This window comes from Pseudoclavibacter endophyticus (assembly GCF_008831085.1).
Lineage (GTDB): Bacteria > Actinomycetota > Actinomycetes > Actinomycetales > Microbacteriaceae > Pseudoclavibacter > Pseudoclavibacter endophyticus.
On record NZ_WBJY01000001.1, the window covers coordinates 1,073,395 to 1,098,974 of the forward strand.

Genomic DNA, 25,580 nt, shown 5'->3' on the forward strand with positions numbered 1-25,580 from the left:
CGACGACGCGATGCGGGCCGCAGACATCGAGGGTGCCCTCGGGGTCACGATCCGTGAACTGCCGTTCGCCGGCATGACGGCGCTTCGGGCCGTGCCGGGCACGCGCGGCGCGGCCGCGCTGGAGGGTGCGCTGGGGGCTCCGCTGCCTACTCGCGTCGGCGCCGTCACGCGGTCGACGACCGGGGCCATCCTGTGGCTTGGGCCCGACGAATTCGTGCACTACGAGCCCGAACCGCGAACCGATCCGGCGGTCCTCGCGGCCGCGGCGGGGGAGCATCCGGCGACTGACGTGGTCGACGTCTCGGCGAACCGCACGACGATCGAGCTGCGCGGACCCGGCGCGCGCGCCGTGCTCGCGAAGGGCTGCGCGCTCGATCTGCACGATCGTGCGATGCCGGCGGGCTCGGCGTACGTCACGGAGGTCGGGCGCATCCCGGTCGTGTTGTGGCGCGTCGAGCCGGAGCGGTACGTGCTGCTGCCGCGGGCGTCGTTCGCCGAGCACCTCGTGCGCTGGCTCATCGACGCCTCGCGCGAGTTCGCCTGACGGGCGACCTCGCGCGGGCGTCGCGGCGCGGAGCGGCGGCCAGGACCGCACACGCAACGGTGCGCCGCCCAGAGCTCGTGGCCGGGCGGCCCACCGTCGTGTCGTTGAGCGGTTCGAACTACTCCACGTCGTCGTCGACCCAGTCGAAGGTCTTCGTGACCGCCTTCTTCCAGTTGCGTAGCTGCCGCTCGCGGGAGGCGTCGTCGAGGTTCGGCTCCCAGCGCGCGTCCTCCTGCCAGTTCGCGCTGAGCTCGCCGAGGTTCTTCCAGAACCCGGTTGCGAGGCCGGCGGCGTAGGCCGCGCCGAGCGCCGTCGTCTCGGCGACGACCGGGCGCACGACCGGAACGCCGAGGATGTCGGCCTGAAACTGCATGAGCTTGTCGTTCACAGTCATGCCGCCGTCGACCTTGAGTTCCGTCAGGTCGACGCCGGAGTCGGCGTTGACGGCGTCCAGCACCTCACGTGTCTGGAACGCCGTCGCCTCGAGGGCGGCCCTCGCGATGTGGCCCTTGTTGACGAACCGGGTCAGCCCGACCAGCGCACCGCGCGCGTCTGCTCGCCAGTACGGCGCGAACAGGCCCGAGAACGCCGGCACGAAGTAGGCCCCGCCGTTGTCATCGACGGTCGCGGCGAGCGTCTCGATCTCATCCGACGTCCGGATGATGCCCAGGTTGTCGCGCAGCCACTGCACGAGTGAGCCGGTGACCGCGATCGATCCCTCGAGGGCGTAGTGCGGTTTCGCGTCGCCGAGCTTGTAGCCGAGCGTCGTGAGCAGGCCGTTGCGGGAGTGCACGATCTCCTCGCCCGTGTTGAAGATGAGGAAGTTGCCCGTGCCGTACGTGTTCTTCGACTCGCCGGCCTCGAACGCGGCCTGCCCGAACGTCGCCGCCTGCTGGTCGCCGAGGATGCCCGCGACCGGCACCTCGCGGAGGAGGCTCGATGACTCGACGGTGCCGTAGACCTCGGAGGACGAGCGAATCTCGGGCAGCATCGAGCGGGGCACCCCGAAGTCGGCGAGGATGTCGTCGCGCCACTCGAGTGTTTCAAGATCCATGAACATCGTGCGGCTGGCGTTCGTGACGTCGGTCGCGTGCACGCCGCCCTCCGGGCCGCCCGTGAGGTTCCACAGCACCCACGTATCGGTCGTCCCGAAGATCAGGTCGCCCGCCTCGGCACGCTCGCGGGCGCCCTCGACGTTCTCGAGGATCCACGTGATCTTCGTGCCGGAGAAGTAGGTCGCGAGCGGCAGGCCGACGATCGCCTTGTAGCGCTCGCCGTCGCCGTCGGCGAGCCGGTCGACGATCGACTGCGTGCGCGTGTCCTGCCACACGATGGCGTTGTACACGGGCTCGCCGGTGTTCTTGTCCCACACCACCGCGGTCTCGCGCTGGTTGGTGATGCCGACCGCTGCGATGCTGTGGCGGGTGATGTCGGCGCGGCTGAGCGCGAGGCCGATGACCTCACGAGTGTTCTTCCAGATCTCTGCCGCGTTGTGTTCAACCCAGCCGGCTTTGGGGAAGATCTGCTCGTGTTCCATCTGCCCGGTCGAGACGATGGACCCGGTCTTGTCGAACACGATCGCGCGCGTGCTTGTCGTGCCCTGATCGATTGCGAGGACGTAGTCGGTCATGTGGGTTGCTCCTTCTGGATGCTGTCGGCGTCGGAGTGATGGGAGCGTGACGGCGGCGGGGTGCGCCGGCACCACGTCGAGCTAGCTGATGACGGGCAGAAGCGGTATGGCGAGCCATCCGGCGAGCAGGCCGCCGATGATCGGGCCGACGACGGGAATCCACGAGTACGACCAGTCGCTCGACGCCTTCCCCCTGATGGGCAGGACCGCGTGCATGATGCGCGGCCCGAGGTCGCGAGCCGGGTTGATCGCGTACCCCGTCGGGCCACCGAGGGAGGCGCCGATACCGACGACGAGCAGGGCGACGGGCAGAGCGCCGAGTGCGGCGAGGCCCGCGGCCTCGCCCGCGCGGCCGAACGCGATCACCGTGAAGACGAGCACGAATGTGCCGATGACCTCGGTGACGAGGTTCCACGCCGTCGAGCGGATGCCGGGTGCCGTCGAGAAGACGCCGAGTTTCGTCGCGCCGTCGTCGGTCTCATCGAAGTGCTTTTTGTAGCCCAACCACACGAGCGTCGCGCCGATGAAGGCCCCGATGAACTGGCCGACGATGTACACGATGATGCTCAATGGCGAGACTGCGACGCCCATGCCGAATTCGTCCACACCGTTGGCGACGAGACCGAGCGTGACGGCCGGGTTGATGTGCGCGCCCGAGGCGTACGAGGCGAGGACGCCCACGAACACCGCGAGACCCCAGCCGAAGTTGACCATGAGGAAGCCGCCGTTGAACCCCTTGGTCTTGGTGAGGGCGACGTTGGCGACGACACCACAACCGAGGAGCACGAGCATTGCGGTTCCGACGATTTCCGACATGAACACGATGAGCAGATTGCTGTCCACGTTGACCTTTCTTCTGTTGTGTGAGCGACACCGTTCGGGCGCTGCCCCCCGGGATCGGGGCGCTTGGGGATTCAATTGAGCAGGTGGCACGCGCACCTGTGCGCGGGCCCCTTGACGCGCGTCGCTGCGCGGGGAATATTCGTCGTTGTTGCTGATGGCAACGTACCGGAACGTGCTCGCCACGTCACCCGGAGTGTGTTCGTGATCCACAACGATTCTCATCGTGCATTGCAAGGGAGCAACCATGAACAACAGTCGTCAAATCGGCGGAGACGCATGATGAAGAAGCTCATCGGTGAGCCGGCGAACGTGGTTCGGGATGCGCTGGTCGGCATCGAGCTCAGCGACGACCGCGTGCGCGTCGACCATCAGCATCGAGTGATCTACCGGGCGACGCCGAAGGACGAGGGCAAAGTCGCGCTCGTTTCGGGCGGCGGGTCGGGCCATGAGCCCATGCACGGCGGCTTCGTGGGCGCCGGGATGCTCGACGCGGCCTGCGCCGGAGAGATGTTCACCTCCCCGACGCCCGACCAGATGGAGGCGGCCACGAACGAGGTTGACCGCGGCGCGGGCGTGTTGCACATCGTGAAGAACTACACGGGCGACGTCATGAACTTCGAGATGGCGGCCGAGCTCGCTGACGCGTCCGGCGTGAAGACCGAGTCGATCGTGATCGACGACGACGTCGCGGTGCAGGACTCGCTGTACACGGCCGGTCGTCGAGGCGTCGGCACGACCGTGCTGCTCGAGAAGATCGTCGGGGCCGCCGCCGAGGAGGGCCGCGACCTCGCCGCCGTCGTCGAGCTCGCGAAGCGCGTCAACGGCAACGGCCGGTCGATGGGCATGGCCCTCACGAGTTGCACGGTCCCGGCCGCGGGCAAGCCGACCTTCGACCTGCCCGACGGCGAGATGGAGATCGGCATCGGCATCCACGGCGAGCCCGGACGCCGCCGCGCGCCGCTCGCGCCCGCCTCCGAGATCGCCGAGATGCTCGTCGACCCCGTGCTCGACGACCTCGACATGACGGGCGCGCCGACGATCGTGATGCTCAACGGGATGGGTGCGACGCCGCTCATCGAGCTGTACCTGATGTACGGCGAGGTTGCCGCGTTGCTCGAGAAGGCCGGCGTCACGATCGCTCGCAACCTCGTGGGCAACTACATCACCTCGCTCGACATGGCCGGGTGCTCGCTGACGGTGCTCCGCGCCGACGACGACGTGCTCGGGCTCTGGGATGCCCCCGTCAACACGGCCGGAATGCGCTGGGGGGTCTGACCGGTGGCGGATCCGATCACGGTCGAACACCTCTCCGCGTGGCTTCGGCACTTCGCGGCGACGGTCGACGAGCGGCACGAGTACCTGACCGAGCTCGACTCGGCCATCGGCGACGCCGACCACGGGGTCAACATGACGCGCGGCATGCGAGCCGTCGTCGAGAAGCTCGACGCGGGCGCGCCCGAGTTCGCCGACGACCTCTTCAAGGCGGTCGGCATGGCGCTCGTGTCGAGCGTCGGCGGCGCGAGCGGCCCCCTCTACGGCACTTTTTTCCTGCGACTCGGCACGAAGGCCGGGCATGTCTCGGAGGTCGACGCGTCATCCTTCGGGCAGGCGTTGCGGGCCGGACTCGAGGGCGTCATCGCGCGCGGCAAGGCCGAGGTCGGCGACAAGACCATGCTCGACGCGATGGTTCCCGCCGTCGAGGCGTTTGAGCGGTCGGCCGCCGACGGCAGCGGGGCTGCGACGGCGGCGGACGCGGCCGCGTCCGCGTCCGAGGAGGGGCGCGATGCGACCGAGCCGATCGTCGCCCGCAAGGGACGGGCGAGCTACCTCGGCGACCGCAGCGTCGGCCACCTCGATCCCGGCGCGACCTCGACGGCGATGCTGTTCCGCTCGCTCGCGACGGCGCTCGCCGCATGACCGGGCAGCACTCATGATCGGCATCGTCGTCGTCTCGCACAGCGAACCGCTCGCCTCGGCCGCCCTCGACCTGGCGCTCGAGATGGTGCAGGATGCGCCTCCGCCGATCGCGCTTGCGGCCGGAACCGGCGACGGGGGCACGGGCACCGACGCGATGCGTGTGTCGGAGGCGATCTTGTCGGTCGACGGACCGGACGGCGTTCTCGTGCTCATGGACCTCGGCTCGGCCGTGCTCAGCGCCGAGATGGCGCTCGAGTTCGCCGAGGCGGCCGGCGAGGTGCGGCTCTCGCCCGCGCCACTCGTCGAAGGGCTCGTCGCGGCCGTCGTCAGGGCCGCTGGTGGGGCGAGCCTCGATGAGGTCGACCGGGAGGCCCGGTCGGCGGCGTCCGCGAAGGCCGAGCAGCTCGGTGGTGACGGCGGCATATCTGAACCCGCTGAGTCATCGGGAGCATCCGACGCGGATTCGGCGGATCAGCGGCTCACGATGGTCGTGACGCTGGTGAATGAGGTCGGGTTGCACGCCCGCCCCGCCGGCATGCTCGTCAAGGCCGCGAACGACGTGGATGCGACCGTCGAGGTCGCCGCGAACGGGCGCGGTCCCGTCGACGCAAAGAGCGTCATGGGCCTCATGACGCTGGGAGCCGCCCGCGGCACTGAACTGACGGTCACGGCGTCCGGGCCGGACGCGCGGCGCGCGCTCGATGCGATCCGAGAACTCGTCGAAGACGGCTTCGGGGAAGACCGATGATGCGCGCAGGACCGGGCGCATCCGGGGCTGCGGCACCGTCGTCAGCCACTCTTGCAACGCAGCTTAGGTAAACCTAATATTGGGCGTGCGCCGCCGCCGTCCGCTTCAGCAGTCACATGCCGCGGGTGCCCCGGGGGCGGTTCGCGAGCTACACGGCGCTTCGTCCGCCGCGGCACAACTCAACGTTGTGCCGCGGCGGGCGGGGGAGCGCCCGGCAGCTCGCTCAAGGTGGACGAGCCCGACGAGAGCACCTCGCCCAGCTCTCGCGTCGCGACCATCGCGACGTGCAGCCGCAGGTCGTCGAGTCCGCGCACGTGCGTGACAATGCCGGGTCGAGCGACGGCGAGGCGGCGGCTAGGCGGGCGCGGCCTCGGCGTTCACCGGCGTGAACGCCGGAACGACCTCGTTGATGAACAGCTCGAGCGACGCCCGCTTCTGCTCGTGCGTGAGCGAGTTGTCGATCCAGAAGCTGTACTCGTCGACGCCGAGCGACTCGTAGTGCCGGATGCGCTCGATGACCTCCGTGGGCGTCCCGATCATGGCCGTCCGGTGCAGCGACTCGGGACTGAACTCGTCGCGACCCTCGAACTTCGACTCGGGGCTCGGCTCGAGGAACCCGTTGCGGGGAGCGGTCTGGTTGCCGAACCACGCATCGAACGTGCGGTAGAACCGGTTGATGCCCTCGGCAGCGGGACGCCATCCCTCGGGGTCGTCGGGGGAGTGCACATGCGTGTGCCGCAGGACCATGAGCTCGGGGCGCTCGGGCTGCGGGAACTTCTCGTTGGCCTCGTTGAACTTGCGCATGAGGTCGTCGACCTCGCCATCGTCCTTCATCAGGGGCGTCACCATGACGTTGCAGCCGTTGGCGACGGCGAAGTCGTGCGACCCCTGGTCACGCGCCGCGATCCAGATCGGCGGCGCGGGCTGCTGCACGGGCTTCGGCACGCTCGTGGCGGTCGGGAACTGCCAGATCTCGCCATCGTGCGCGTAGTCGCCGTGCCAGAGCTTGCGAACCGCGGGGACGAGCTCGCGGAGATGCTGGCCGCCGTCGCGGGCCGACAGGCCCGGCACCATGCGGTCGAACTCGATCTGATAGGCGCCGCGCGCGATGCCGATTTCGGCGCGACCGCCCGAGATCACGTCGAGCAGGGCGGCTTCTCCGGCGGCGCGGATGGGGTTCCAGAACGGGGCGATGATCGTGCCCGCGCCGAGGCGGATCTTCGTCGTGCGTGCGGCCAGGTAGGCGAGCTGCGGCATCGGGTTCGGCGAGATCGTGTACTCCATGGCGTGGTGCTCGCCGATCCACACGGTGCCGAAGCCTCCGGCCTCGGCCATGAGGGCGAGCTCCGTCAGGTTCTGGAAGGTCTGCTCGTGGGTGGTCGATTCGTCCCAGCGTTCCATGTGGACGAAAAGCGAAAAACGCATCGTTGCTCCTTTGCGGTGTGGTTCGGTCGAGAGACCGCGGCGCGGTGGGTCGCGGCGCGAGTCCGGTGGCGACTGGCTGGCTAGGCCCCGGCTCGCCGTTCGGCGATCGTGACGTTGCCGCGCGACCAGTGCGTCGGCGGGACCTCGCGCAGCACGACGACGGTGTTGTCCGGCGTCGCGCCGACGGTCGCCTCCGCCGCTTCGTGCAGGGCCTGCACAAAGGCGCGCAGCTCTTCCGGGGTGCGGCCCTCGGCGATTGAAACGTCGATGAACGGCATGGCGGCTCCTTCGGATGGTCTTCGGGTCTTCGGGTCTTCGGGTCTTCCGGTCTTCGGGTTTCGGTTCGGCTCGAGTCGGCCGGGCGGATGCTGCGGAGCCCCTGCGTGCGAGGGCGTTCGCTCCGCCCGAGCTAGGAGCGCATGACGAACGGGTCGTCGACGGCGCCTTCGTCAGTGTTGACCCACACGCTCTTGAGACGCGTGTACTCGTGCATCGACTCGAGGCCGTGCTCGATGCCGACGCCCGACGACTTGAAGCCCTGCCTCGGCGACATCGGTGACATCGCGCGGTACGTGTTGATCCACACGGTGCCGGCTTCGAGGCGGCGCGCCATTCGGTGTGCGCGGGCGAGGTTCTGCGTCCACACGCCGGCCGCCAGACCGTAGTCGGTGTCGTTGGCGAGGGCCACGACCTCGTCCTCGGTGTCGAACGGCATGATCGCGGCGACGGGGCCGAAGATCTCCTCGCGCACGACGCGCATGTCGTTGTTCACGTCGGTGAGCACGGTCGGCGAGAAGTAGTAGCCGGGCAAGCCCACGTCGGGGCGTGCGCCGCCCGAGCGCACCCTCGCACCCTCGTCAACGCCCAGGTGCACGTACGACTCGACCTTCTCGAGCTGATCGCCGAACGCGAGCGGGCCGAGCTCGGTCGAGTCGTGCATCGGGTCGCCGATGACGATCGACTCGGCCCGGCGGGAGACGAGCTCGACGAGCTCGTCGTAAACGCTGCGGTGGGCGAAGACTCGGCTTCCCGCGATGCACGTCTGTCCCGCGGCTGCGAAGATGCCCGCGATGACGCCCATCGCGGCGTTCTGCACGTTCGCGTCAGCGAACACGATGTTGGGGCTCTTGCCGCCGAGCTCGAGCGTGCAGCCGATGAATCGCGCCGCGGCCTGTTGCGCGATGCGCGAGCCCGTCGCCGTCGACCCGGTGAATGAGATCTTCGCGAGATCGGGGTGCGCGACGAGCGCGGCGCCGGCCTCGCCGCCGTAGCCGGTGACAACGTTCACGACGCCGTCTGGGAACCCGGCCTCGGCCACGAGCTCCGCAAACCGCAGAACGGTGCGCGACGTGTGCTCGCTCGGCTTGATCACGACGGTGTTGCCCGCTGCGAGGGCCGGTGCGAGCTTCGACGTCGTGAGGGTGAGCGGCGAGTTCCAGGGGGTGATCGCGCCGACCACGCCGAGCGGCTCGCGCTGGGTGTAGTTGAGGATGGCCGGGTTCATGGTCGGGACCTGCGCCCCCTGCACCTTGTCGGCGAGCCCGCCGTAGTAGTAGAGGTACTCGGGCAGTGTCGCGAGCTGGCCGCGCATCTCGCGCAGGAGCTTGCCATTGTCGAGGCTCTCGAGGCGCGCGAGCTCGTCGGCGTGCTCACCGACGAGATCCGCGAGCCGGCGCAGCAGGTGGCCGCGCTTCGTCGGCGTGAGCCCGGCCCAGGCGGGCGACTCGAAGGCGCGCTTCGCCGCGGCGACCGCGCGGCGGACATCCTCTTCCCCGCCCCTCGCGACCTCGTACAGCGTCTCGAGCGTGGCGGGATTGGTGCTGACGAAGTACTCGCCGTTCGCGGGGCCGCTCGGGGCGCCGCCGATGAAGTGGTCGACTCGCTCGGTCATGCGAATGCTCCTTCGCGGGTGTCGTAGTGGTGGTCGAGGTGGGTGATGAGCGCGGCGACGAGCGCCCTCGGGGCCTCGAGCGGCAGCATGTGTCGCGCGCCGGGCACGATCTCGGCGCGGGCGCCGGGGATCGCGTCGGCGAGGCGCCGCGACATGTCAGGGGTCGATCCCGGGTCGAGCTCTCCCGTGACGGCGAGCGTCGGGGCCGTGATTCCGCTGAGCTCTCCGGCGATCTCGGCGTCGCCGCGAGCGAACACGGCATACGCGTGCAGGTACGACTCGACGTCGTTTGCGAGGAGGGTGCGCCGAGTCGCCTCGATGTCGCCGGCCGGCACGGGAGTGCCCGCCGGATACCAGCGTTCGATCGACGCTTCAGCGCTCTCGACGAAGGCCTCGTGCGCCGTGCGCAGACGGGCCTCGACCGCGGCCCGCTCCGGCTCAGTGCGCCGGCAGACCGAGCTGACACAGGCGAGGCTGCGAACGCGATCAGGGCGGAAGCGCGCGAGGTGCTGGGCGATGAGCGCGCCGAGCGAGAAGCCGACGAGGTCGACCGGCCCGTCGGGCAGGCGGCGAAGCACGTCGTCGGCGAGCGATGCGAGCGTCTGCGGGGTCCGCAGCGGCGGCTGCGCGCCATGGCCGGGAAGGTCGATGGCGACGGATGCCCGGGGCAGCAGGTCTTGCACCGCCCGCCACATCGTGTGGTCGAGCCCGACCCCGTGCAGCAGGACGATCCCGGTCTCCGACGCGGGCACGGCGTCCGCGCCGAGGGCGGCGTTCGTCGACATCGCGCCGGCCACGGCTTACTGCTCGCTCGCGAGGGGAGCGAGGCGCTGCTGGGGGCGGCCCTGTGCAGCGCCGGCAAGGGCGATGACGATCTCGTTCGGGTGCGGAGCATCCGGGATCCGTACCTCGACCGACTGGTGGTGCGAGCGGATCGTCTGGTCGGTGATGTGCTTGAGGGGGATGTCGAAGAGGGTGCCTGCGGTGGCGCGCTTCTCGACCGCGGGCAGGAGCGTCGTCGCGTTCGCCGCCCTGCGGAAGTGATCGCCGAACTTGAGGGTGTGGATCAGCGCGGAGCCGTGCTCGATCTCGCCGTTCAGCCCGACGATGCCGGCTTTGCCGTACGCCTCGATGGGCGCGCCGAGCGCCTCGATGACGCGGGGCGCGAGCAGCGCACCGAGATCGGAAGCGGTCGCCTCGATGCCCGGGGCGAGGTCGTCGACGAAGCCCTCGCCGGCCCACGGGTTGTCGATGACGGCCGCCACGATCGCGACGCGAGCCGCGGGATCGACGGGGCGGCCTCCCTCGCTGACGATCTCTTCGACGATGGTGACGATCTTTCGCAGGTTCACTTGCTGGTTCCCTTCAGAACTTCGGAGGTCACGGCACGGTCGGTGGTGCGGTCACCGATGCGAGCGTGGGGGCGGGGACCCGTCGAGGCGACGGCGATAACGGCGAGCTCGTCGGGGTGTGGCGCGTCGGCCAGATGCACGTCGAGCGTCTGGTAATGGCTTCGCGTGGCGGCGGCCGTCTTGTGCCACAGGGGCACGCGGATCGACGTGCCGGCCTCGGCACGATCGTCCGAGAAGCAGATGATGGAGGTGCCCTCGAGGAACTCGCGCACGAGGTTGCCGAAGAAGGGCGTGTGCACGAGCGCGCCGGCGTGCTCGATCTCGCCGCGAAGTCCGACGACCGCGGCCTTGCCGAAGGCCTCGACCGCGTCGGCACCGCCGAGCGCGTCGAGCAGCCGATCGGCGATGAGTTTCGCGAGCACCGGCGCGATGCGCTCGGTCTCCGGCTGCAGGTCTTCGCTCGTGCCGGTGCCGCACCAGGGGTTCGCGAGCACGGCGACGGCGCTGGCGCGCAAGATGCGGCGCTCGGCCGGCGTGCCGCCCTCGGTGACGAGCTCCTCCGTGGCGGTGACGAGGCGCCGGATGCCGACGGCACGCGCGAGCTCGTGTCCGGCGGACAACCCGGCATCCGTAGACACGGGGTGCGCAGCGGGTGCGGTGTCGGCCGCTGGCAGGGTCTCGCTCGTCATGCTGGCGTCCTCTCGTGGGTGTGGCCGCGGGTGCGGCCGTGTTCGTGGTCGTCGTCGGTGCCACCTGCCGCAGGTTCACTGCGGATGACCGTGTTTCTCCCGGCCCCCGCCGGCAGCAGGGCTTCGCGACTCGACATCGCAACGTGGTCGCGCATGGCGAACTCGGCACCGAGGGCATCCTTCGAGCGGATCGCCTCGACGATCGCGCGGTGCTCGCCGGTGGAGGCGATGATCCGCCCAGGATGCTGCACGGTACGCAGCACGATGCGGTGGTACGCGAGCTGGTTCATCAACCGCTCGTAGTGTTCGGTGAGCTTGGTGTTGTCGGCGCCGAGCACGATCGTCCAGTGGAACTCGTGCACGAGCCTCGCGTACGCCTCCGTGTCGTCGGTCTCGGCCGCGGCGTCGGAGGAGTCGAGGTTCCGCTCGAGCGCATCCAGCTCAGGCGTCGTGCCGCGCCGAGCGAGCAACCCGGCCGCGAGACCCTCGAGCCCCTCCTTGAGCTCGAAGAGCTCGACGATCTCGCGCTGGGTCGGCGTGCGGACGAAGGTGCCCACCTTCGGGCGGATCTCGACGAGGCCTTCGTTTTCGAGCTGCTTGAGCGCCTCCCGCACCGGAGTGCGGCTCACGTCGAACTCCTGCGCCAGCGCGACTTCGGCGAGCTGGGTGCCCGGCGGGTAGTCGCCGCTCAGCACGAGCCGACGAAGGCGGACGAGCAGGCTGGACTCGTCGTCGTGGGTTGCCCCGAGGGGCGGCACCTGGTGCATGCCGCGAGCGTATGATGCATACATCAGCGGTGTCAAGACATCCCTGGAGAGGTCAGGCAGTCGCGCCGGAGATGAGGTGCACGCCCGAAAACGGGGCGAATCCGCGACCGGGTTGACCAATGTCGCACGGAGTGCCTATCCTCACATGCATGCAAGGCGGGGCAGTGCTTGCGCCGCTCTCGCGGTGACCGACGCCGCAATCGCCACAAGGAAGTGGAGCAGACATGACCTTCCCAACGACGAAGGCCTTTCGAATGGTGCCGACGGACTCCTCTGGCCCGGACGAAAGGGAGTCGGCCATCGCGTACGCCGACCGCCTGCGCAACCGCCCCGGGGTCGTGTTCTGGGCGTCGATCGGGTTCGTCGCCGCGTTCGTGCTGTGGGCGTCGTTGTCGCCCCAGTCGCTCGATACGACCATGACGTCGACCATGGACTGGATCGCGAGCAGCATCGGCTGGATGTACCTCATCGTGCCGCTCGGCTGCATCATCCTCCTCGTCTACCTGGCATTCAGCCGGTTCGGGGGCATCCGCCTCGGCACCGATGAGTCGCGGCCGGATTTCAACACGTTCGCTTGGCTCGCGATGATCCTCGCGACGGTGATGGGCATCGGCCTCATCTCGTACGGCGTCGCCGAGCCGATCTCGCACTTCCTGACGCCGCCTCATGGCCTCGCCGAACCCGGCACGATGGAGGCGGCCGTGCGCGCCATGCAGTTCTCGTACTTCGACTGGGGACCGCACGCCTGGGCCATCTTCGGCGTTTTCGGGCTGGCGATCGCGTACTCGACGCACCGCCGAGGGAATCCGGGCCTCGTGTCGCCGATGCTCCGTCCCGTGCTCGGCAAGATCGTCGACGGCTGGGTCGGCAAGGCCATCGATGTCTTCGCCATCCTCGCGACGCTCTTCGGCACGACCACTTCGCTTGGTCTCGGCGCGTCCCAGATCAGCGAGGGCCTGGAGCGCGTGTTCGGCATCCCGTCAGGGCTGGTGCCGCAGATCGTGATCATCGCCGCCATCACCGTCATCTTCACGCTCTCGGCGCTGTCGGGCGTGAACCGTGGCATCAAGTACCTCAGTCAGTTCACGATGATCGTCTCGGCACTCTTCGGCGTCTACGTGCTCATCGTCGGGCCCACGAACTTCATCACGAACCTCTTCGTGCGGGCCACCGGCCAGTTCTTCACCGACTTCTTCCAGGTGAGCCTCTTGACGCCGGCAACGCCCGATGACGTGCAGTGGATGCAGTGGTGGACGTACTTCATGATGGCCTGGTGGCTCAGCTGGGGTGCCTTCGTCGGCGTCTTCCTCGCCAAGATCTCGAAGGGCCGCACCGTGCGCGAGTTCATCGCCGCCGTGCTCGGTGTGCCGAGCCTCGTGTTCTTCCTCTGGTTCACGATCATGGGCGGCACGGCCATCAACATCGACATGTTCCAGGGCGGCACGATCGGTATCGAGGCCGGCGAGAACGTCCAGTCCGCGTTCTTCGAGACGCTGACGCACCTGCCCCTGACCGGTATCACCTCGATCATCATCATGATCCTCGTCGTGGTGTTCTTCGTCACGGGAGCCGACTCGAACACGTTCGTGTTGAGCATGATGTCGTCGCGCGGCACCCTCGCCCCCTCTCGTCCCGTCCTCGCAACGTGGGGCGTGCTGACGGGCGTGTGCGCGATCGTGCTGCTCATCGTCGGCGGCCTCAGCGCCTTGCAGAAGGCCGCGATGCTCTCGGGGCTCCCCTTCACGGTCATCGTGGCCCTGCTCGGCGTCTCACTCGTGAAGGAACTGCACCGCGACGCCGAATACGAGCGGCTCCGCCACGCGCGCATCGCCGACCTCGAGGCGCTGCGCCGCAAGTCCGCAGGCGAGCCCGTCGTTCCCGCGGAGCCGCAGCCGAACGACCCCGAAGGCGACGCTGCGAACGCCGGCGAGCCGGAGGCGGATGCGCCCGCGGCTCCGGGAGTCGCGCCTCGGGCCTGATTCGTTCGGCGCGGGAGCTCCGTTCGCTCCGTCGGAGGCCGCGCTCCCGCGGGTGGGCAGCGCACGTTCCGGTTCATGGGCGGCGTTACGCGTCGCCGAAGGAAAGGGTGTCGCCGACCGCGATGACCCCGGGCGTGCGGGGACCCAGATAGACCGCCAGGTTGGGTCCTCGCGTCGCGGTGAGGCCGTGAAGGAAGCTCGTGCGGTCGGCAACTCCGTCTTGGTCCAGATCGATCATGCGGCACCGCGAGATGACGCGATCGACGGTGCACGTGACGGTGCCGCCGATCCGCACGGTGCGCCCCACCCACGCTTCTTCTGCGAACGGCTCAGTCGTTTCGACGAGCAGGTTGGCCCGCAGCCGGCGCACGGCGGAGTCCGCCCCGAATTCGCGACGCGCCCACGTCACGGTCGCGGTGCCGACGAGCGACAGCGGGCTGGCGTCGAAGAAGTCGGTGCCGTCCGTGCGGTGCAGGTCAACATCGTCGCCGATCCGGGTGCGAAGGTCGTCGAGGAGGGCCGGGTCATCGGTGCGCCACGGCCCGCCGGGGTCAGCGACGAAGTCGATGCGTGGGTTCCGTTCCCGGTCCTCCTCGGCTGCGACGGGCCAGATGCTCCGCTCGCGCCACACGAGCACCGTGCCCCCGCGCTCCGACGTGGTCACGGCATCCGGGGCCGACCTCGCGGCGAGGGCAGCGGAGGCATCGTCCGAGGTGAGGGTCCGGGCGCGGTAGCCGAAGACCGCCTCGCGGCGCTGGAACCGCTTCGAATTCTTGCCCGAGGCGAACCGCCCGTCGCCCGTGATCACGGCGAAGCCCCGATCGCCCGCGATGCCGCGCGGGGAGACGTCGGCCCGATCAAGGGCTTCGCCGCCCATCGACTTGACGGGGAAGCGGCGGATGGCGACGAGCCGTGGCGACATGCCGCACACGGTACCGGAGCTCCTCAGAGCGCCGAGCCCGCTCTGGGCCGCGTCGCCTAGGGTCGGGCCATGCGCGCGATCGTGATGAACGGATTCGGTGGCCCTGAGGTGCTGTCGTGGGGCGAGGCGCCCGAGCCCGCCCTCGGGCCGGGAGACGTGCTCATCGAGGTGGCCGCGACGGCGCTGAACCGGGCCGACGCGGTGCAGCGCGCCGGCGCGTACCCGCCCCCGCCCGGCGCGAGCGAGCTCCTCGGCCTCGAGTGTTCCGGACGCATCGTCGAGGTGAGCGACGAGGTCGCGGAGCGCGGCGACTGGAACGTCGGCGACGAGGTGTGCGCGCTGCTCGCCGGCGGCGGCTACGCCGAGCGCGTCGTCGTCCCCGCGGAGCAGCTCCTGCCGGTGCCGACGGGGTTCAGCCTGATCGAGGCGGCCTCGCTGCCGGAGGCCGCCTGCACCGTGTGGTCGACGTTGTGCATGCCGGCCCCGCTGGAGCCGGGGCAGACGGTGTTGATCCACGGAGGCGCCAGCGGCATCGGCACCTTCGCGATCCAGCTCGCCCGCGCGATGGGCTGCGGTGTCGCGGTGACGGCTGGCAGCGACGAACGGCTCGAGACCTGCCGCGAGCTCGGCGCCGACCATCTCATCAACTACCGCGACGCGGATTTCGTCGAGGCGGTGCGCGCGGCGACGGACGGACGCGGGGCCGACGTCGTCCTCGACATCGTCGGCGCCGACTACCTCACCCGGAACGTGCGCGCCCTCGCCGTCGACGGGCGCGTGTGCGTCATCGGCTTCCAGTCGGGCAGCCGTGGCGAACTGGACCTCGCGGCCATGTTGCAGCGCCGCGCCACGATCCGCGTGACCAAGCTCCGCGACCGGCCCGTCACCGGGCCGCAGTCGAAGCAGGAGATCATCTCGGCGGTGCGCGCCCGCGTCTGGCCCCTCATCGCCGAGGGCAGCATCCGACCGGCCGTCGCGACGGTCGCGCCGATCACCGAGGCCGCCGAGTATCACGCCCGGTCCGACGCCGGTTCGCTCCCGGCGGGCAAGGTCGTGTTCCGCGTCAACGGTTGACGGGGCGATGCGCCGCGCCGGTGGCATCATTGAGGGCGATGACCGCACCACCCAGCCTTCCCGACGTGACCATCGACGTCGTCGAGGTCTCGTGGGACGACGCCGAAGGCCGTCGCCTGCGTGCCGCGTTCGATGCCGAGATGGCCGAGCGCTACGGCGACGGGCCGTCGCGCGACGCGCCTCCGGAGGCGGTCGTGCAGGTTGCCTCGGCACGCGATCGTATCGCCGACGCGTTCGCCATTCGGCTCGAGACGTTCCTCACCTCCGTGCTCGTGCGCATCGACGGGACGGCCGCCGCCCACGGCGCCCTCTTCGACCGCCCCGATCTCGGTGCGGTCGAGATCCGCAAGGTCGTCGTCGACCCCGCGTACCGAGGCCGTGGCCTCGGGCACCGCATCATGAGCGAGCTCGAGTCACGGGCGGCCGCCCGCGGCGCCCCGCGGGTCGTTCTCGACACCGGGCCGAGGCAGCCCGATGCCGTCGCGCTATACGAGTCGCGAGGCTTCGCGCGCATCCCTCCGTTCCCGCCATACACGTCGGTGCCGCGCGCGATGTGTTTCGAGAAACTCGTCGGCGGGGTCGGCCCGGCGAGTGCGACCGCTCCATGACTGGCCCAGCGGCCGCGAGCGAGCCGACGGAACTGCGCGTGCTCGCCTCCGGCGAGTGGCGAGCGCGGGCCGAGGCGCACGCGCGGCGAGCTGACGCGTTCTCGGCGGGCTGGCGCTCTCGACGGCCGAAACAGCTCCCGCACGCGATCGACGACTTCCTCTTCACCTACTACCCGACCAAGCCGGGCAAGCTGCGCCGGTGGCATCCCGGAGCGGGCGTCGCGCTCGCGGGCGCAGACGAGCGCGCGGCCTGGCGCGACTACCGGGCGGTGGGGATGCAGGATGCTCGGGGCCGCGCGGTGGGCGATCGTGCCGTCACCGTCGACGCGACGGCGGTGCTCGGTCGCGAGCATGTCCAGGCCGGCTGGATCGAAGGCCTGATCCGGCGCACCCGCGACCGCGAGGCGCGGTTCGGCTGCTTCGGCCTACACGAGTGGGCCATGGTGTACCGGCAGCGGCCCGACGAGGTGCGTCACGAGTTGCCGTTGAGACTCGGGCACGACGGCACTGATGCGGTCGTCGAGGCGAACGACATCGCGTGCACCCACTTCGACGCCTACCGCTTCTTCACCCCGGCCGCCGAGCCGCGCAACCGGTTCCGCCCAACGCGCGCGGAGCAGCCCGAGCTCGAGCAGTCGGGTTGCCTGCACGCCAACATGGATCTCTACAGGTGGGCCATGCGCTTCGGCCCGATCGTCCCGGGAGAGCTGCTGCTCGACGCGTTCGAGCTGGCCCGCGACGTTCGCGAGCTCGACATGCGGGCGTCGCCCTACGACGTGAGCGAGTACGGTCTCGAGCCGGTCGCGATCGAGACTCGCGAGGGCAAGCGCGAGTACGCGGCCGCGCAGCGCACGTTCGCGACGCGCGGTGACGAGCTGCGCGTCCGGTTGCTGGCTGCCATCGAACGGGCTCGAGCGTTTGCCGGCGACGCGTCGCCCGGCACGCGGGCGATTCCGCCCCGCCGGGGCGTTGTGGTCACGCCAGCGTCTGCGCCACGATGATGGGTCTCGTTGCCTTCCTCGCGGCGGGCGCTGTCGCCAACCTGTTCGCGCGGAACATCCGCAACCGCACCCTTGAGGAGATCTCGTCGTGACCGACTCGATCCGTGTGCTCGACCCCGCGGCCGGGGAGTGGACCGCCGTCGCCGATGACGCGGCGATCGCCGCCCAGGGGGCCGGCGAAGGCACGTTCCCACTCGCCGTCAAGGCCAACATCGGCGTGCGCGGTTTCGCGCGATCCGCCGGCTGCCGCGCCCTCGACGTGGCGCCGGAGGCCGCCGACGCGCCCGTCGTGGCGGCCTTCCGGGCGCACGGCGCCGTCGTGGTCGGCATGACGAACATGCACGAGCTCGCGTTCGGCATCACGTCGCAGAACGCGTCGTACGGCAACGTGCGCCTGCCCGGCCACGAGGAGCGCGTCGCAGGCGGGTCGTCGGGCGGCTCGGCGGCCGCAGTCGCACGCGGCATCGTGCCGCTCGCGCTCGGCAGCGACACCGGTGGCTCGGTCTCGGTCCCGGCGAGCTTCTGCGGGGTCGTCGGGTTCCGGCCGTCAACGGGGCGCTGGCCGACCGCCGGCCTCGTCGGGCTCTCGTGGACCCGTGACACCCCCGGAGTGTTCGCGCGGACCGTGGCCGAGGCGGCGCGGGCCGATCAGTGGGTGGCGGGGGAGACCATGCCGAGCGACGACAGCGGCCGGGTGCGGCCTCGGCTCGGCGTGCCGCATCCGCTCGTCGACGCGCTCGATCCCCGGACCGCCGCCGCCTTCGAACGAGCCATGGGCGTCGTCGCCGACCACGCCGAGCTGGTCGACGTCGACCTCGCCGGGGTCCTCGAGCTGACCCAGCGCGCCGAGATGCCGATCGTGCTGTGGGAGAGCCGGCGCCTGCTTGGCGACGTCGCAGCCTCGGTCTTCGACTGCACGCCCGCCGACGCCTACGAGCGGCTGACCGCGTCGGTCGTGAGCCCGGACGTGGCCGCGGTGCTCTCGACGCAGCTCAGCGCTCCGATCACCCCGGATCAGTACGCGGCCGCCCAGCGGGACACGATCGCCGCCAGGATGCTCGCGGCCGATATCGTCGCCGCAAACGCGATCGACGCCCTCGTGTTCCCGTCAGCACCGGCCCCTGCACCCCGCACCGACGTAGGCCCCACCGTCGATCACCTCGGGCGCGAGGTCTCGACCTTCGGCCTCTTCACTCGCAACACGTCGCCGGGCACGATGCTCGGCGTGCCAATGCTCACGGTGCCGATGCCGCTCGACGCGGGCGAGCTGCCGATGGGGCTCACCATGCAGGGGCGCCGCTTCGACGACACCGCACTGCTCGGCCTCGGCCACCGCGTGGAAGCGTGGCTCGCCGGCGCCTGACGACCGGTGCTCAGGACGCGGCGAGCGCCGCCCGGATGCGCTTGAGCGAGACCGTTTCGGCCGCTCCGAGCTGCTGCGCGAAGAGCGAAATGCGGAACTCCTCGAGCAGCCAGCGGGCGCGCACGAGCGCCGGCGGGGCATCCGGCGCGAGCGGCAGCGTGCCGCCCGCCTGCTCGTAGGCCTCTATGGCCGTCGCGATCTCGCGGAGGCCCGCGCGTTCGACGGCGACCGCATCCTGCATGCGTTCCACTCGATGCGTCACGCCACGCAGATAGCGCGATAGGTGGGGCAGCCGTGCCAGGCCCGTGCGGCTCACGAACCCGTCGAAGACGAGCGCGTCAAGCTGCGCGCGCGCGTCCGTGACGCTCGGCAGCACCGAGAGGTGGTTCGCGCGCTTCAGGGCTCCGGCGGCGTCGCGCCAGCGCGACAGGATCTCGGCCACGAGCTTCGCCTGCGTGAACATGTCGTCGACCATGCGCGCGTTCAACTCGTCGCGGAGCGCCACGAATTCGGCGCGCGTGCGCACCAGCGTCGAGGGGTCAGGGGCCGGACTCGGCCGTGATCTGGGCGCCGAGGCGGTCGACGCCGCGCTCACCCCGCGGCGGTCGAGCGCGTCGGCGGCGAGCGCGAGCGTGATGTCGGCGAGCAGGCGCGACACGTTCTCGTACGGGCTCGACGCGAGGGCGAGCTTCTCCTTGGCCGTGAGGTGCTCCTGCACGTACGACGCCGGTGAGGGGATGCTTCTCGCCAGCAGCGCTCGTACAGCCCGAGGATGCTCGAGGGCCTGATCGGCGGCCGTTGTGACGACCGCCAGGTCGATGCGGCCCTTGGGGCCGAGCCTGAGCGTCGGGTAGGCCCGGATGACGCCATGCTTTCGGCCAATGTCCACGTGGGCCGGGATCTCGTCGAGCGGCCACTCTTGGAGGTCCTGCTGCTCCACGTTCGACGTTCGAGACTCCGTTGAGCCAGTCGGCCGGGCCTCGTCTCGTCCCCCGCGGGTGCTCTGGGCATAGGGGCGGTCGGGTGACGTCCCGAGGGTCGGGGAGCCGGGGGTGTCGGGCGCACTGCCGGGGGCGGCGTTGACGAGCTCCGAGGTGGCGCGGACGAGCGACGCCTCGCTCGCGCGCTTGAGCTTCTCCTGGAGCGCGTGCAGGTCGTCGCCCGCGCCCAGCTCGCGGCCGCGGTCGTCGAGCACCCGGAAGCGCACCCGCAGGTGGCCCGGCACGCGCGACCAGTCGAACTCCCCGGTGTCGAAGCGGATGCCCGCCTCGCGTTCCATGATCGTCCGCAGGGTGGCGTCGAGCGGGCCCGGCGGCGGCGTGCCCTCATGTGGACGTACGTCGCCAAGCTTCTCCACGAGCTTCGCCGCCCAATCGGCCGCAGGAACGAAGTTGCGGCGGATCGATTTGGGCAGCGCGCGCAGCAGCGCCGTGATGAGGTCGGTGCGGAACCCGGGCACCTGCCAGTCGAAGCCGATGGGGTCGAGCCGCGCGAGCAGGGGGAGCGGCACGATGACCGTGACGCCATCGTCGTCGGCACCGGGTTCGAACCGATAGCGAACCTTGAGCCGCTGGTCCCCCTGCTGCCACGTCGCGGGGTAGTCGCTGCGGTCGCGCTCCAACTCGGCCGACTGCTCATCGAGGAGGTCGGCGCGCGAGAGGTTCAGCAGGTCGGGCGCCTGCTCGCGCGCCTCGCGCCACCACTTCTCGAACGTCGGCGTCGAGACCACCGAACCGGGCACGCGCTGATCGTAGAAGTCGAAGACGACGTCGTCGTCGGCGACGAGGTCGCGCCGGCGGGCCCGTTCCTCGAGCTGGGCGACCTCGCGGCGCAGCTGCTGGTTGCGGCGCTCAAAGGCATGATGCGTGCCGTCCCAATCGCCCTCGACAAGGGCGTGCCGGATGAACAGTTCGCGCGCGAGCTCCGGGTCGACGGCCGCGTAGCCCGTACGGCGTCCCTGAATGATCGGCACCCCGTAGAGGGTGACCGTTTCGTTCGCGACCGCCTGGCCCTGCTTCTTCTCCCAGTGCGGCTCACCGTACTGGCGCTTGACGATCTGGTCGGCGAGCTGCTCTGCCCATGACGGGTCGATCTTCGCGACCGTTCGCGCGAAGAGCCGGCTGGTCTCGACGAGCTCCGCGACCATGACGACGTCGGGTGGCGACTTCGCGAGACCGGAACCGGGGAAGATCGCGAAGGTCGTGCCGCGGGCGCCTCGGTAGTCGCGCGTAATGCGGTTGTAGATGCCGAGGTGACTGAGCAGTCCGGCGAGCAGCGCACGGTGAATGGCGTCGCCCTTGGGGTGGCCCGAGGGTGGCACCGTTGCGTCGAGACTGGCGGCGCTCGAACGGCGATCCGGCTTTTGCACGCGCAGGCCGAGGGGCGAGGCGAGCTGTCGCAGTTGGCGGAAGACGTCCTGCCATTCGCGGAAGCGCACCATGTTGATGAACTCGTCGCGGCACAGGCGCCGGAAGGCGCTCGAGCCGAGCTCGTCGCTGCGCGCTTCGAGGTAGTCCCACAGGTTCAGGAGGGAGAGGAAGTCGCTCGTCGGGTCGCGGAACCGCGCGTGCAGCTCATCGGCGCGCTGCCGCTTCTCGAGCGGCCGTTCGCGGATGTCCTGCACCGATAGGCCGGAGACGATGATGAGCACCTCACGGCTCACATCGTGCTGCGTGGATTCGACCACCATGCGTCCGTAGCGAGGGTCGATCGGCAGGCGGGCCAACGACCGGCCGACAGGCGTCAGCCGGTAGGGCGCGTCCGCGCCGCGTCGGCCGCCACCGCGTCGGCGGCTCGCGCCGCGCCGCTGGTCGCTGCCGCGAGCATCCCGCCCGCCCTCGTTCCGCACGATGGCGCCGAGCTCGAGCAGAAGGTTGACGCCGTCGGTCACGCCGCGCGGGTCAGGTGCTTGCAGGAACGGGAACTGCGCAACATCGCCGAGCCCGAGCGAGAGCATCTGCAGTAAGACGCTTGCCAGATTCGTGCGGAGGATCTCGGGATCGGTGAACTCGGGCCGCGCCTCGAAATCGCGTTGCGAGTAGAGGCGGATGGCGATGCCCGGGCGGGTGCGGCCGGATCGGCCGGAGCGCTGGTTGGCCGAGGCCTGCGAGACCGGCTCGATCGGCAGGCGCTGCACCTTCGCGCGGGTGGAGTACCTCGAGATGCGTGCCGTGCCGGTGTCGATGACGTAGGCGATGCCAGGCACGGTGAGCGAGGTCTCGGCCACGTTGGTCGCGAGGACGACTCTCCGTCGCACGCCGGGGCTGCGGGTGCGTTCGAACACCCGGTGCTGGTCGGCTGCCGAGAGCCGCCCGTACAGGGGCAGCACCTCGGTGTCGCCCGCTGCGCCACCTGCGCGGCGCCGGCGCGAGAGGTGCGCTTCGATGGCCTCCTGCGCGTCGCGGATCTCCCGCTCGCCCGGGAGAAACACGAGCACATCGCCCGCAGCTTCGGCCGCGAGCTCGTCGAGCGCGTCGACGATGCCCTCGAACATGTCGCGGTCGGGGCCGTCGTAGCGCGGTGTCGAGGGGGACCGGTCGGAGGGGGCCCTGCCGGGGGTCGCGCCGGGGGCGTCGTCGAGCTCGAGGTCGTCGCCGTGCGCGCCCGCGTCGGCGGTGGATGCTCGGTCGGCGACGAGGGGCCGGTACCGAATCTCGACGGGGAACGTGCGACCGGAGACTTCGATGATGGGCGCCGGGGTGCCGTCGGATGCCGCGAAGTGCTCAGCGAACGACTCGGGGTCGATCGTTGCCGAGGTGATGATGACGCGCAGGTCAGGGCGGCGAGGCAGAAGGCGGCGCAGATACCCGAGCAGGAAGTCGATGTTGAGGCTGCGCTCGTGCGCCTCGTCGATGATGATGGTGTCGTAGCGGGCGACCTCGCGATCCCGGTGGATCTCGTTCAGCAGGATGCCGTCGGTCATGAGCTTGATGCGGGTCTCGTCGCTCACCTGGTCAGTGAAGCGCACCTGATACCCGACGAGGCCGCCGAGCTCGGAGCCGAGCTCCTCGGCGACGCGCTCGGCGATCGTGCGCGCCGCGATCCTCCGCGGTTGTGTGTGTGCGATCGACGTGCGCCCCAGCTCGAGACAGATCTTCGGCAGCTGGGTCGTCTTGCCCGACCCGGTTTCGCCGGCGACGATGACGACCTGGTTGTCGCGGATCGCTTCGGCGATGTCGCCGCGCCGCTGCGAGACCGGCAAGTCGGGCGGGTACGTGATCGTCGGCACAGCTGGCATCAGGGGCCCCAGTCTAGGCCGCGACCGGCCCGGCGTCGCATCCGCGCTCACCGTCTTCGGGTCGACAGCGAACCCGCCACGCTCAACGAAACCACCTCGATCACGGGGAGGCCGCGCGTCGGCAATAGTTGACAGACATCAACGATGGGCCTACCTTCGAATCCGACACACGCTGACCTGAGTCAACTATTGACCTGAATCATGACCCGGTCAGCTACCCCGGTCTCCGGCGCCCCGAGCATCCGCCCGCCCGCCGCTCGACTCGTCTCCTCGAACGAAAGCGGTACCAATGACTGCAGCCACCCCGAAGGCCGCCGGTTCGGCGGCAGCGTCCGACCCGTCGCGTCCCCGCAAGGTGCTCGGGCCCCTCATCGGCCTCTTGCTCGGCATGTTCGTGTCAATGCTCGCCACGACCGTCGTGTCCACCTCGCTCCCCGTCATCGTGCACGACCTCGGCGGCACCCAGGCGACGTACACCTGGGTGATCACGGCCACGCTGCTCACGACGGCGATCTCGACACCGATCTGGGGCAAGCTCGCCGACCTGTTCAGCCGCAAGCTGCTCTTCCAGCTGGCGATCACGATCTTCGTGCTGGCCTCCGCGACCGCCGGATTCGCGCAGGATCCGTCGATGATCATCACGAGTCGGGCGGCGCAAGGGCTTGGGGCCGGCGGCCTCGCGGCCCTCGCGCAGGTGATCATGGCCGACATCATCAGCCCGCGCGAACGCGGACGGTACATGGGGCTCATGGGTGCCGTGATGGCGGTCGCGACCATCGGCGGCCCGCTGCTGGGGGGAGTCATCACCGACGCGTGGGGTTGGCGATGGAACTTCTTCGTCGCACTGCCGGTCGCCGTCGTCGCGCTCGTCATCGTGCAGTTCCAGCTGCATCTTCCGAAATACGCCAAACGCAGGGTCTCGATCGACTACGTCGGCATCGTGCTCCTCTCGGCCGCCGTCTCGCTCCTGCTCATCTGGGTCACCAACGCCGGAACCGACTACGACTGGATCAGCTGGACCACGGTGTGGATGGTCGGCGGTGCCGTCCTCGCCGCGGTGGCGTTCGTCCTCGTGGAGCTGAAGGCGCGCGAGCCACTCATCCCGCTCACGCTGTTCCGCGACCGCACCTTCACCCTCGCGACGCTCGCCTCGATCGCAACGGGTATCGCCATGTTCGGCGCCTCGGTGTTCCTCAGCCAGTACATGCAGCTCGCCCGGGGTGCGACACCGACGCAGGCCGGCCTCATGACGATCCCCATGATCGCGGGCCTCCTCGTCTCGTCGGTCGTCGTCGGCCAGCTCATCAGCCGCTTCGGCGCGTGGAAGCCGTACCTCATCACCGGTGCCGTGCTGCTCATCGCGGGCTCAACGCTCCTCTCGACCATCCACTTCGACACCGACTTCACGCTCGTGTCGATCTATATGTTCCTGCTCGGCGCGGGCGTCGGTGCGACCATGCAGAACCTGGTGCTGGTCGTGCAGAACAGCGCGGATCCGCGAAACATGGGGGTCGCGAGCTCGGGCGTCACGTTCTTCCGCACGCTCGGCGGCTCGATCGGAGTGGCGGTCATGGGCGCGACCCTCGCGACGACCGTCGCCGATCTGCTCCGTGCGAAGGCCGATGCCATCGCGGCCGCCGTCATGAGCCTCGGTGACCAGGCGCCGTTCTGGGCCGAGCAAGTGCGATCGGACAGCCTGCCGGCTGTGGCCACGATGCCCGAGCCACTCCGCATCATCTTCGAGGACGCCTACGCGCGGGGCATCTCGCAGTCGTTCCTCATCGTGGTTCCCTTCGCGGTGCTCAGCCTCTTCGCCATCGTGTTCCTGCCCAACAAGCCGCTCACGCACATGACCACGGCCGAACGCGTCACGGCGGATGCCGCGGTCGCGTCGGCCGAGCAACCGACCGAGGGCGCTTCCGCAGCCGGCACCTCCGGCTCTGGCGCCTCCGGTACCGCGGTGAGCGCCGCCGGCGAGGCGGCCATCGCCGGCGAGCTGTCAGCGCCAGGCGCCGACGGCGAGGCCAACGATAAGGTTCGCCCATGACGAGCCACCCCGGGCACCCCGGCGGCGAGCCGACCGGCGACGCACCGGAAGACCCATCGCGTGAGGCGGCGATCATCTCCCTCGAGTCATCGTTCGTGCGGCTTGTCCGGGCATTCCGCGCGCAGATGGCCGCGCTCGCCGAAGCGACGAGCCCGGGCATGGTTCCCGGCACCCTCAAGGCGTTCATCGCGATCGAACAGCACGGGCCGATGCCCATCTCGGCGCTCGCAGAGCACCTCGCGCTCGACAAAGGTCTCGTGAGCCGCACCGTGTCCGAACTCGAAGAGCTCGGATTCGTCGAACGGTCCTCCGCCACCGACGATCGGCGCATCCGCATCGTCTCCGCGACACCGCTCGGTTCGGCACGCCTGAGCGCAGCACGCGAGGGCGCCGAGAATCCACTCAGCGCACGCATCCACTCCTGGCCGACGCCCGACATCGAACAGCTGCGAACGCTGCTCGACGCCCTCGCCGACGGCACACCGCCGACAGAGGCAGTCCATGGCGTCTGAGAGCGCAGCCCGCCGGGGAATGCTAAACCGG

Annotated in this window: 22 protein-coding genes and 1 pseudogene; 11 read left to right on the top strand and 12 right to left on the bottom strand. The window is 70.0% G+C overall.

The window, feature by feature from the left end:
• Positions 1-121: 121 nt before the first annotated feature.
• Positions 122-544 (top strand): annotated as a pseudogene (locus F8O04_RS15000) (sarcosine oxidase subunit gamma); the annotation flags it as partial.
• Between the two features lie 118 nt (positions 545-662).
• Here F8O04_RS15000 and glpK read toward each other — a convergent pair.
• The gene (glpK, locus tag F8O04_RS04685; RefSeq protein ID WP_158028144.1) at positions 663-2,174 is read right to left on the bottom strand and encodes a glycerol kinase GlpK; all 1,512 of its coding nucleotides are present in this window, start codon (positions 2,172-2,174) and stop codon (positions 663-665) included.
• An 81-nt stretch (positions 2,175-2,255) separates the two neighbouring features.
• Complete coding sequence (locus tag F8O04_RS04690; RefSeq protein ID WP_158029102.1) at positions 2,256-2,990, bottom strand: MIP/aquaporin family protein; 735 nt, start codon at positions 2,988-2,990, stop codon at positions 2,256-2,258.
• A gap of 306 nt (positions 2,991-3,296) precedes the next feature.
• Between F8O04_RS04690 and dhaK the strand changes: the two genes are divergently transcribed.
• The 3 genes from dhaK to dhaM are packed head-to-tail and all read left to right on the top strand — an operon-like array spanning position 3,297 to position 5,682.
• Positions 3,297-4,292 (top strand): dihydroxyacetone kinase subunit DhaK, encoded by a 996-nt coding sequence (dhaK, locus tag F8O04_RS04695; RefSeq protein ID WP_158029103.1) that lies wholly within the window; start codon positions 3,297-3,299, stop codon positions 4,290-4,292.
• Positions 4,293-4,295: 3 nt separating this feature from the next.
• Positions 4,296-4,934 (top strand): dihydroxyacetone kinase subunit DhaL, encoded by a 639-nt coding sequence (gene dhaL, locus F8O04_RS04700; protein WP_158028145.1) that lies wholly within the window; start codon positions 4,296-4,298, stop codon positions 4,932-4,934.
• Between the two features lie 13 nt (positions 4,935-4,947).
• On the top strand, positions 4,948-5,682 hold the full coding sequence (dhaM, locus tag F8O04_RS04705) for a dihydroxyacetone kinase phosphoryl donor subunit DhaM (protein ID WP_158028146.1): 735 nt from the start codon (positions 4,948-4,950) through the stop codon (positions 5,680-5,682).
• Positions 5,683-5,861: 179 nt separating this feature from the next.
• Here the strand turns inward: dhaM and F8O04_RS15155 are convergent, their stop codons facing one another.
• The 8 genes from F8O04_RS15155 to F8O04_RS04740 form a co-directional block, all read right to left on the bottom strand.
• A complete protein-coding gene (locus tag F8O04_RS15155; RefSeq protein ID WP_263971331.1) occupies positions 5,862-5,996 on the bottom strand; it encodes a hypothetical protein in 135 nt (44 codons plus the stop codon).
• A gap of 40 nt (positions 5,997-6,036) precedes the next feature.
• Positions 6,037-7,107 (bottom strand): LLM class flavin-dependent oxidoreductase, encoded by a 1,071-nt coding sequence (locus F8O04_RS04710; RefSeq protein ID WP_158028147.1) that lies wholly within the window; start codon positions 7,105-7,107, stop codon positions 6,037-6,039.
• Between the two features lie 80 nt (positions 7,108-7,187).
• Positions 7,188-7,385, bottom strand: coding sequence for a tautomerase family protein (locus F8O04_RS04715; RefSeq protein ID WP_158028148.1), 198 nt, complete (start codon positions 7,383-7,385; stop codon positions 7,188-7,190).
• Positions 7,386-7,516: 131 nt separating this feature from the next.
• On the bottom strand, positions 7,517-8,998 hold the full coding sequence (locus F8O04_RS04720) for an aldehyde dehydrogenase (RefSeq protein ID WP_158028149.1): 1,482 nt from the start codon (positions 8,996-8,998) through the stop codon (positions 7,517-7,519).
• Positions 8,995-9,795, bottom strand: a complete 801-nt coding sequence (locus F8O04_RS04725) for an alpha/beta fold hydrolase (RefSeq protein ID WP_225734872.1) — start codon at positions 9,793-9,795, stop codon at positions 8,995-8,997. The genes F8O04_RS04720 and F8O04_RS04725 overlap by 4 nt, the downstream gene beginning before the upstream one ends.
• A 3-nt stretch (positions 9,796-9,798) precedes the next feature.
• A complete protein-coding gene (locus tag F8O04_RS04730) occupies positions 9,799-10,350 on the bottom strand; it encodes an amino acid synthesis family protein (RefSeq protein WP_158028150.1) in 552 nt (183 codons plus the stop codon).
• Entirely contained in the window at positions 10,347-11,039 is a 693-nt protein-coding gene (locus tag F8O04_RS04735) for an amino acid synthesis family protein (RefSeq protein ID WP_158028151.1), read from the bottom strand. The genes F8O04_RS04730 and F8O04_RS04735 overlap by 4 nt, the downstream gene beginning before the upstream one ends.
• Complete coding sequence (locus F8O04_RS04740) at positions 11,036-11,806, bottom strand: GntR family transcriptional regulator (protein ID WP_158028152.1); 771 nt, start codon at positions 11,804-11,806, stop codon at positions 11,036-11,038. The genes F8O04_RS04735 and F8O04_RS04740 overlap by 4 nt, the downstream gene beginning before the upstream one ends.
• Positions 11,807-12,030: 224 nt before the next feature.
• Between F8O04_RS04740 and F8O04_RS04745 the strand changes: the two genes are divergently transcribed.
• Positions 12,031-13,785, top strand: a complete 1,755-nt coding sequence (locus tag F8O04_RS04745) for a BCCT family transporter (protein WP_158028153.1) — start codon at positions 12,031-12,033, stop codon at positions 13,783-13,785.
• 85 nt (positions 13,786-13,870) lie between these two features.
• Here the strand turns inward: F8O04_RS04745 and F8O04_RS04750 are convergent, their stop codons facing one another.
• Positions 13,871-14,707, bottom strand: a complete 837-nt coding sequence (locus F8O04_RS04750) for an MOSC domain-containing protein (protein ID WP_158028154.1) — start codon at positions 14,705-14,707, stop codon at positions 13,871-13,873.
• 69 nt (positions 14,708-14,776) lie between these two features.
• On the opposite strand from F8O04_RS04750, the gene F8O04_RS04755 reads away from it, so the two are divergent.
• The 4 genes from F8O04_RS04755 to F8O04_RS04770 all read left to right on the top strand — a co-directional run bounded on the left by F8O04_RS04755 (position 14,777) and on the right by F8O04_RS04770 (position 18,753).
• Positions 14,777-15,781, top strand: a complete 1,005-nt coding sequence (locus F8O04_RS04755) for an NAD(P)H-quinone oxidoreductase (RefSeq protein ID WP_158028155.1) — start codon at positions 14,777-14,779, stop codon at positions 15,779-15,781.
• Positions 15,782-15,819: 38 nt separating this feature from the next.
• Positions 15,820-16,389 carry a GNAT family N-acetyltransferase gene (locus F8O04_RS04760; protein ID WP_158028156.1) on the top strand — a complete coding sequence of 190 codons (570 nt, stop codon included), beginning with the start codon at positions 15,820-15,822 and terminating at the stop codon, positions 16,387-16,389.
• Complete coding sequence (locus F8O04_RS04765; RefSeq protein ID WP_225734873.1) at positions 16,386-17,390, top strand: 3-methyladenine DNA glycosylase; 1,005 nt, start codon at positions 16,386-16,388, stop codon at positions 17,388-17,390. Before F8O04_RS04760 ends, F8O04_RS04765 begins: the two co-directional genes overlap by 4 nt.
• Before the next feature lie 88 nt (positions 17,391-17,478).
• On the top strand, positions 17,479-18,753 hold the full coding sequence (locus F8O04_RS04770) for an amidase family protein (RefSeq protein WP_158028157.1): 1,275 nt from the start codon (positions 17,479-17,481) through the stop codon (positions 18,751-18,753).
• A gap of 10 nt (positions 18,754-18,763) precedes the next feature.
• On the opposite strand, the gene hrpA is transcribed toward F8O04_RS04770, so the two are convergent.
• Positions 18,764-22,990 (bottom strand): ATP-dependent RNA helicase HrpA, encoded by a 4,227-nt coding sequence (gene hrpA, locus F8O04_RS04775; protein ID WP_158028158.1) that lies wholly within the window; start codon positions 22,988-22,990, stop codon positions 18,764-18,766.
• Between the two features lie 289 nt (positions 22,991-23,279).
• On the opposite strand from hrpA, the gene F8O04_RS04780 reads away from it, so the two are divergent.
• Both F8O04_RS04780 and F8O04_RS04785 read left to right on the top strand, forming a co-directional pair.
• Positions 23,280-25,037, top strand: a complete 1,758-nt coding sequence (locus F8O04_RS04780; protein WP_158028159.1) for an MDR family MFS transporter — start codon at positions 23,280-23,282, stop codon at positions 25,035-25,037.
• Complete coding sequence (locus F8O04_RS04785) at positions 25,034-25,549, top strand: MarR family winged helix-turn-helix transcriptional regulator (RefSeq protein WP_158028160.1); 516 nt, start codon at positions 25,034-25,036, stop codon at positions 25,547-25,549. The genes F8O04_RS04780 and F8O04_RS04785 overlap by 4 nt, the downstream gene beginning before the upstream one ends.
• The last annotated feature ends 31 nt before the right edge of the window (positions 25,550-25,580 follow it).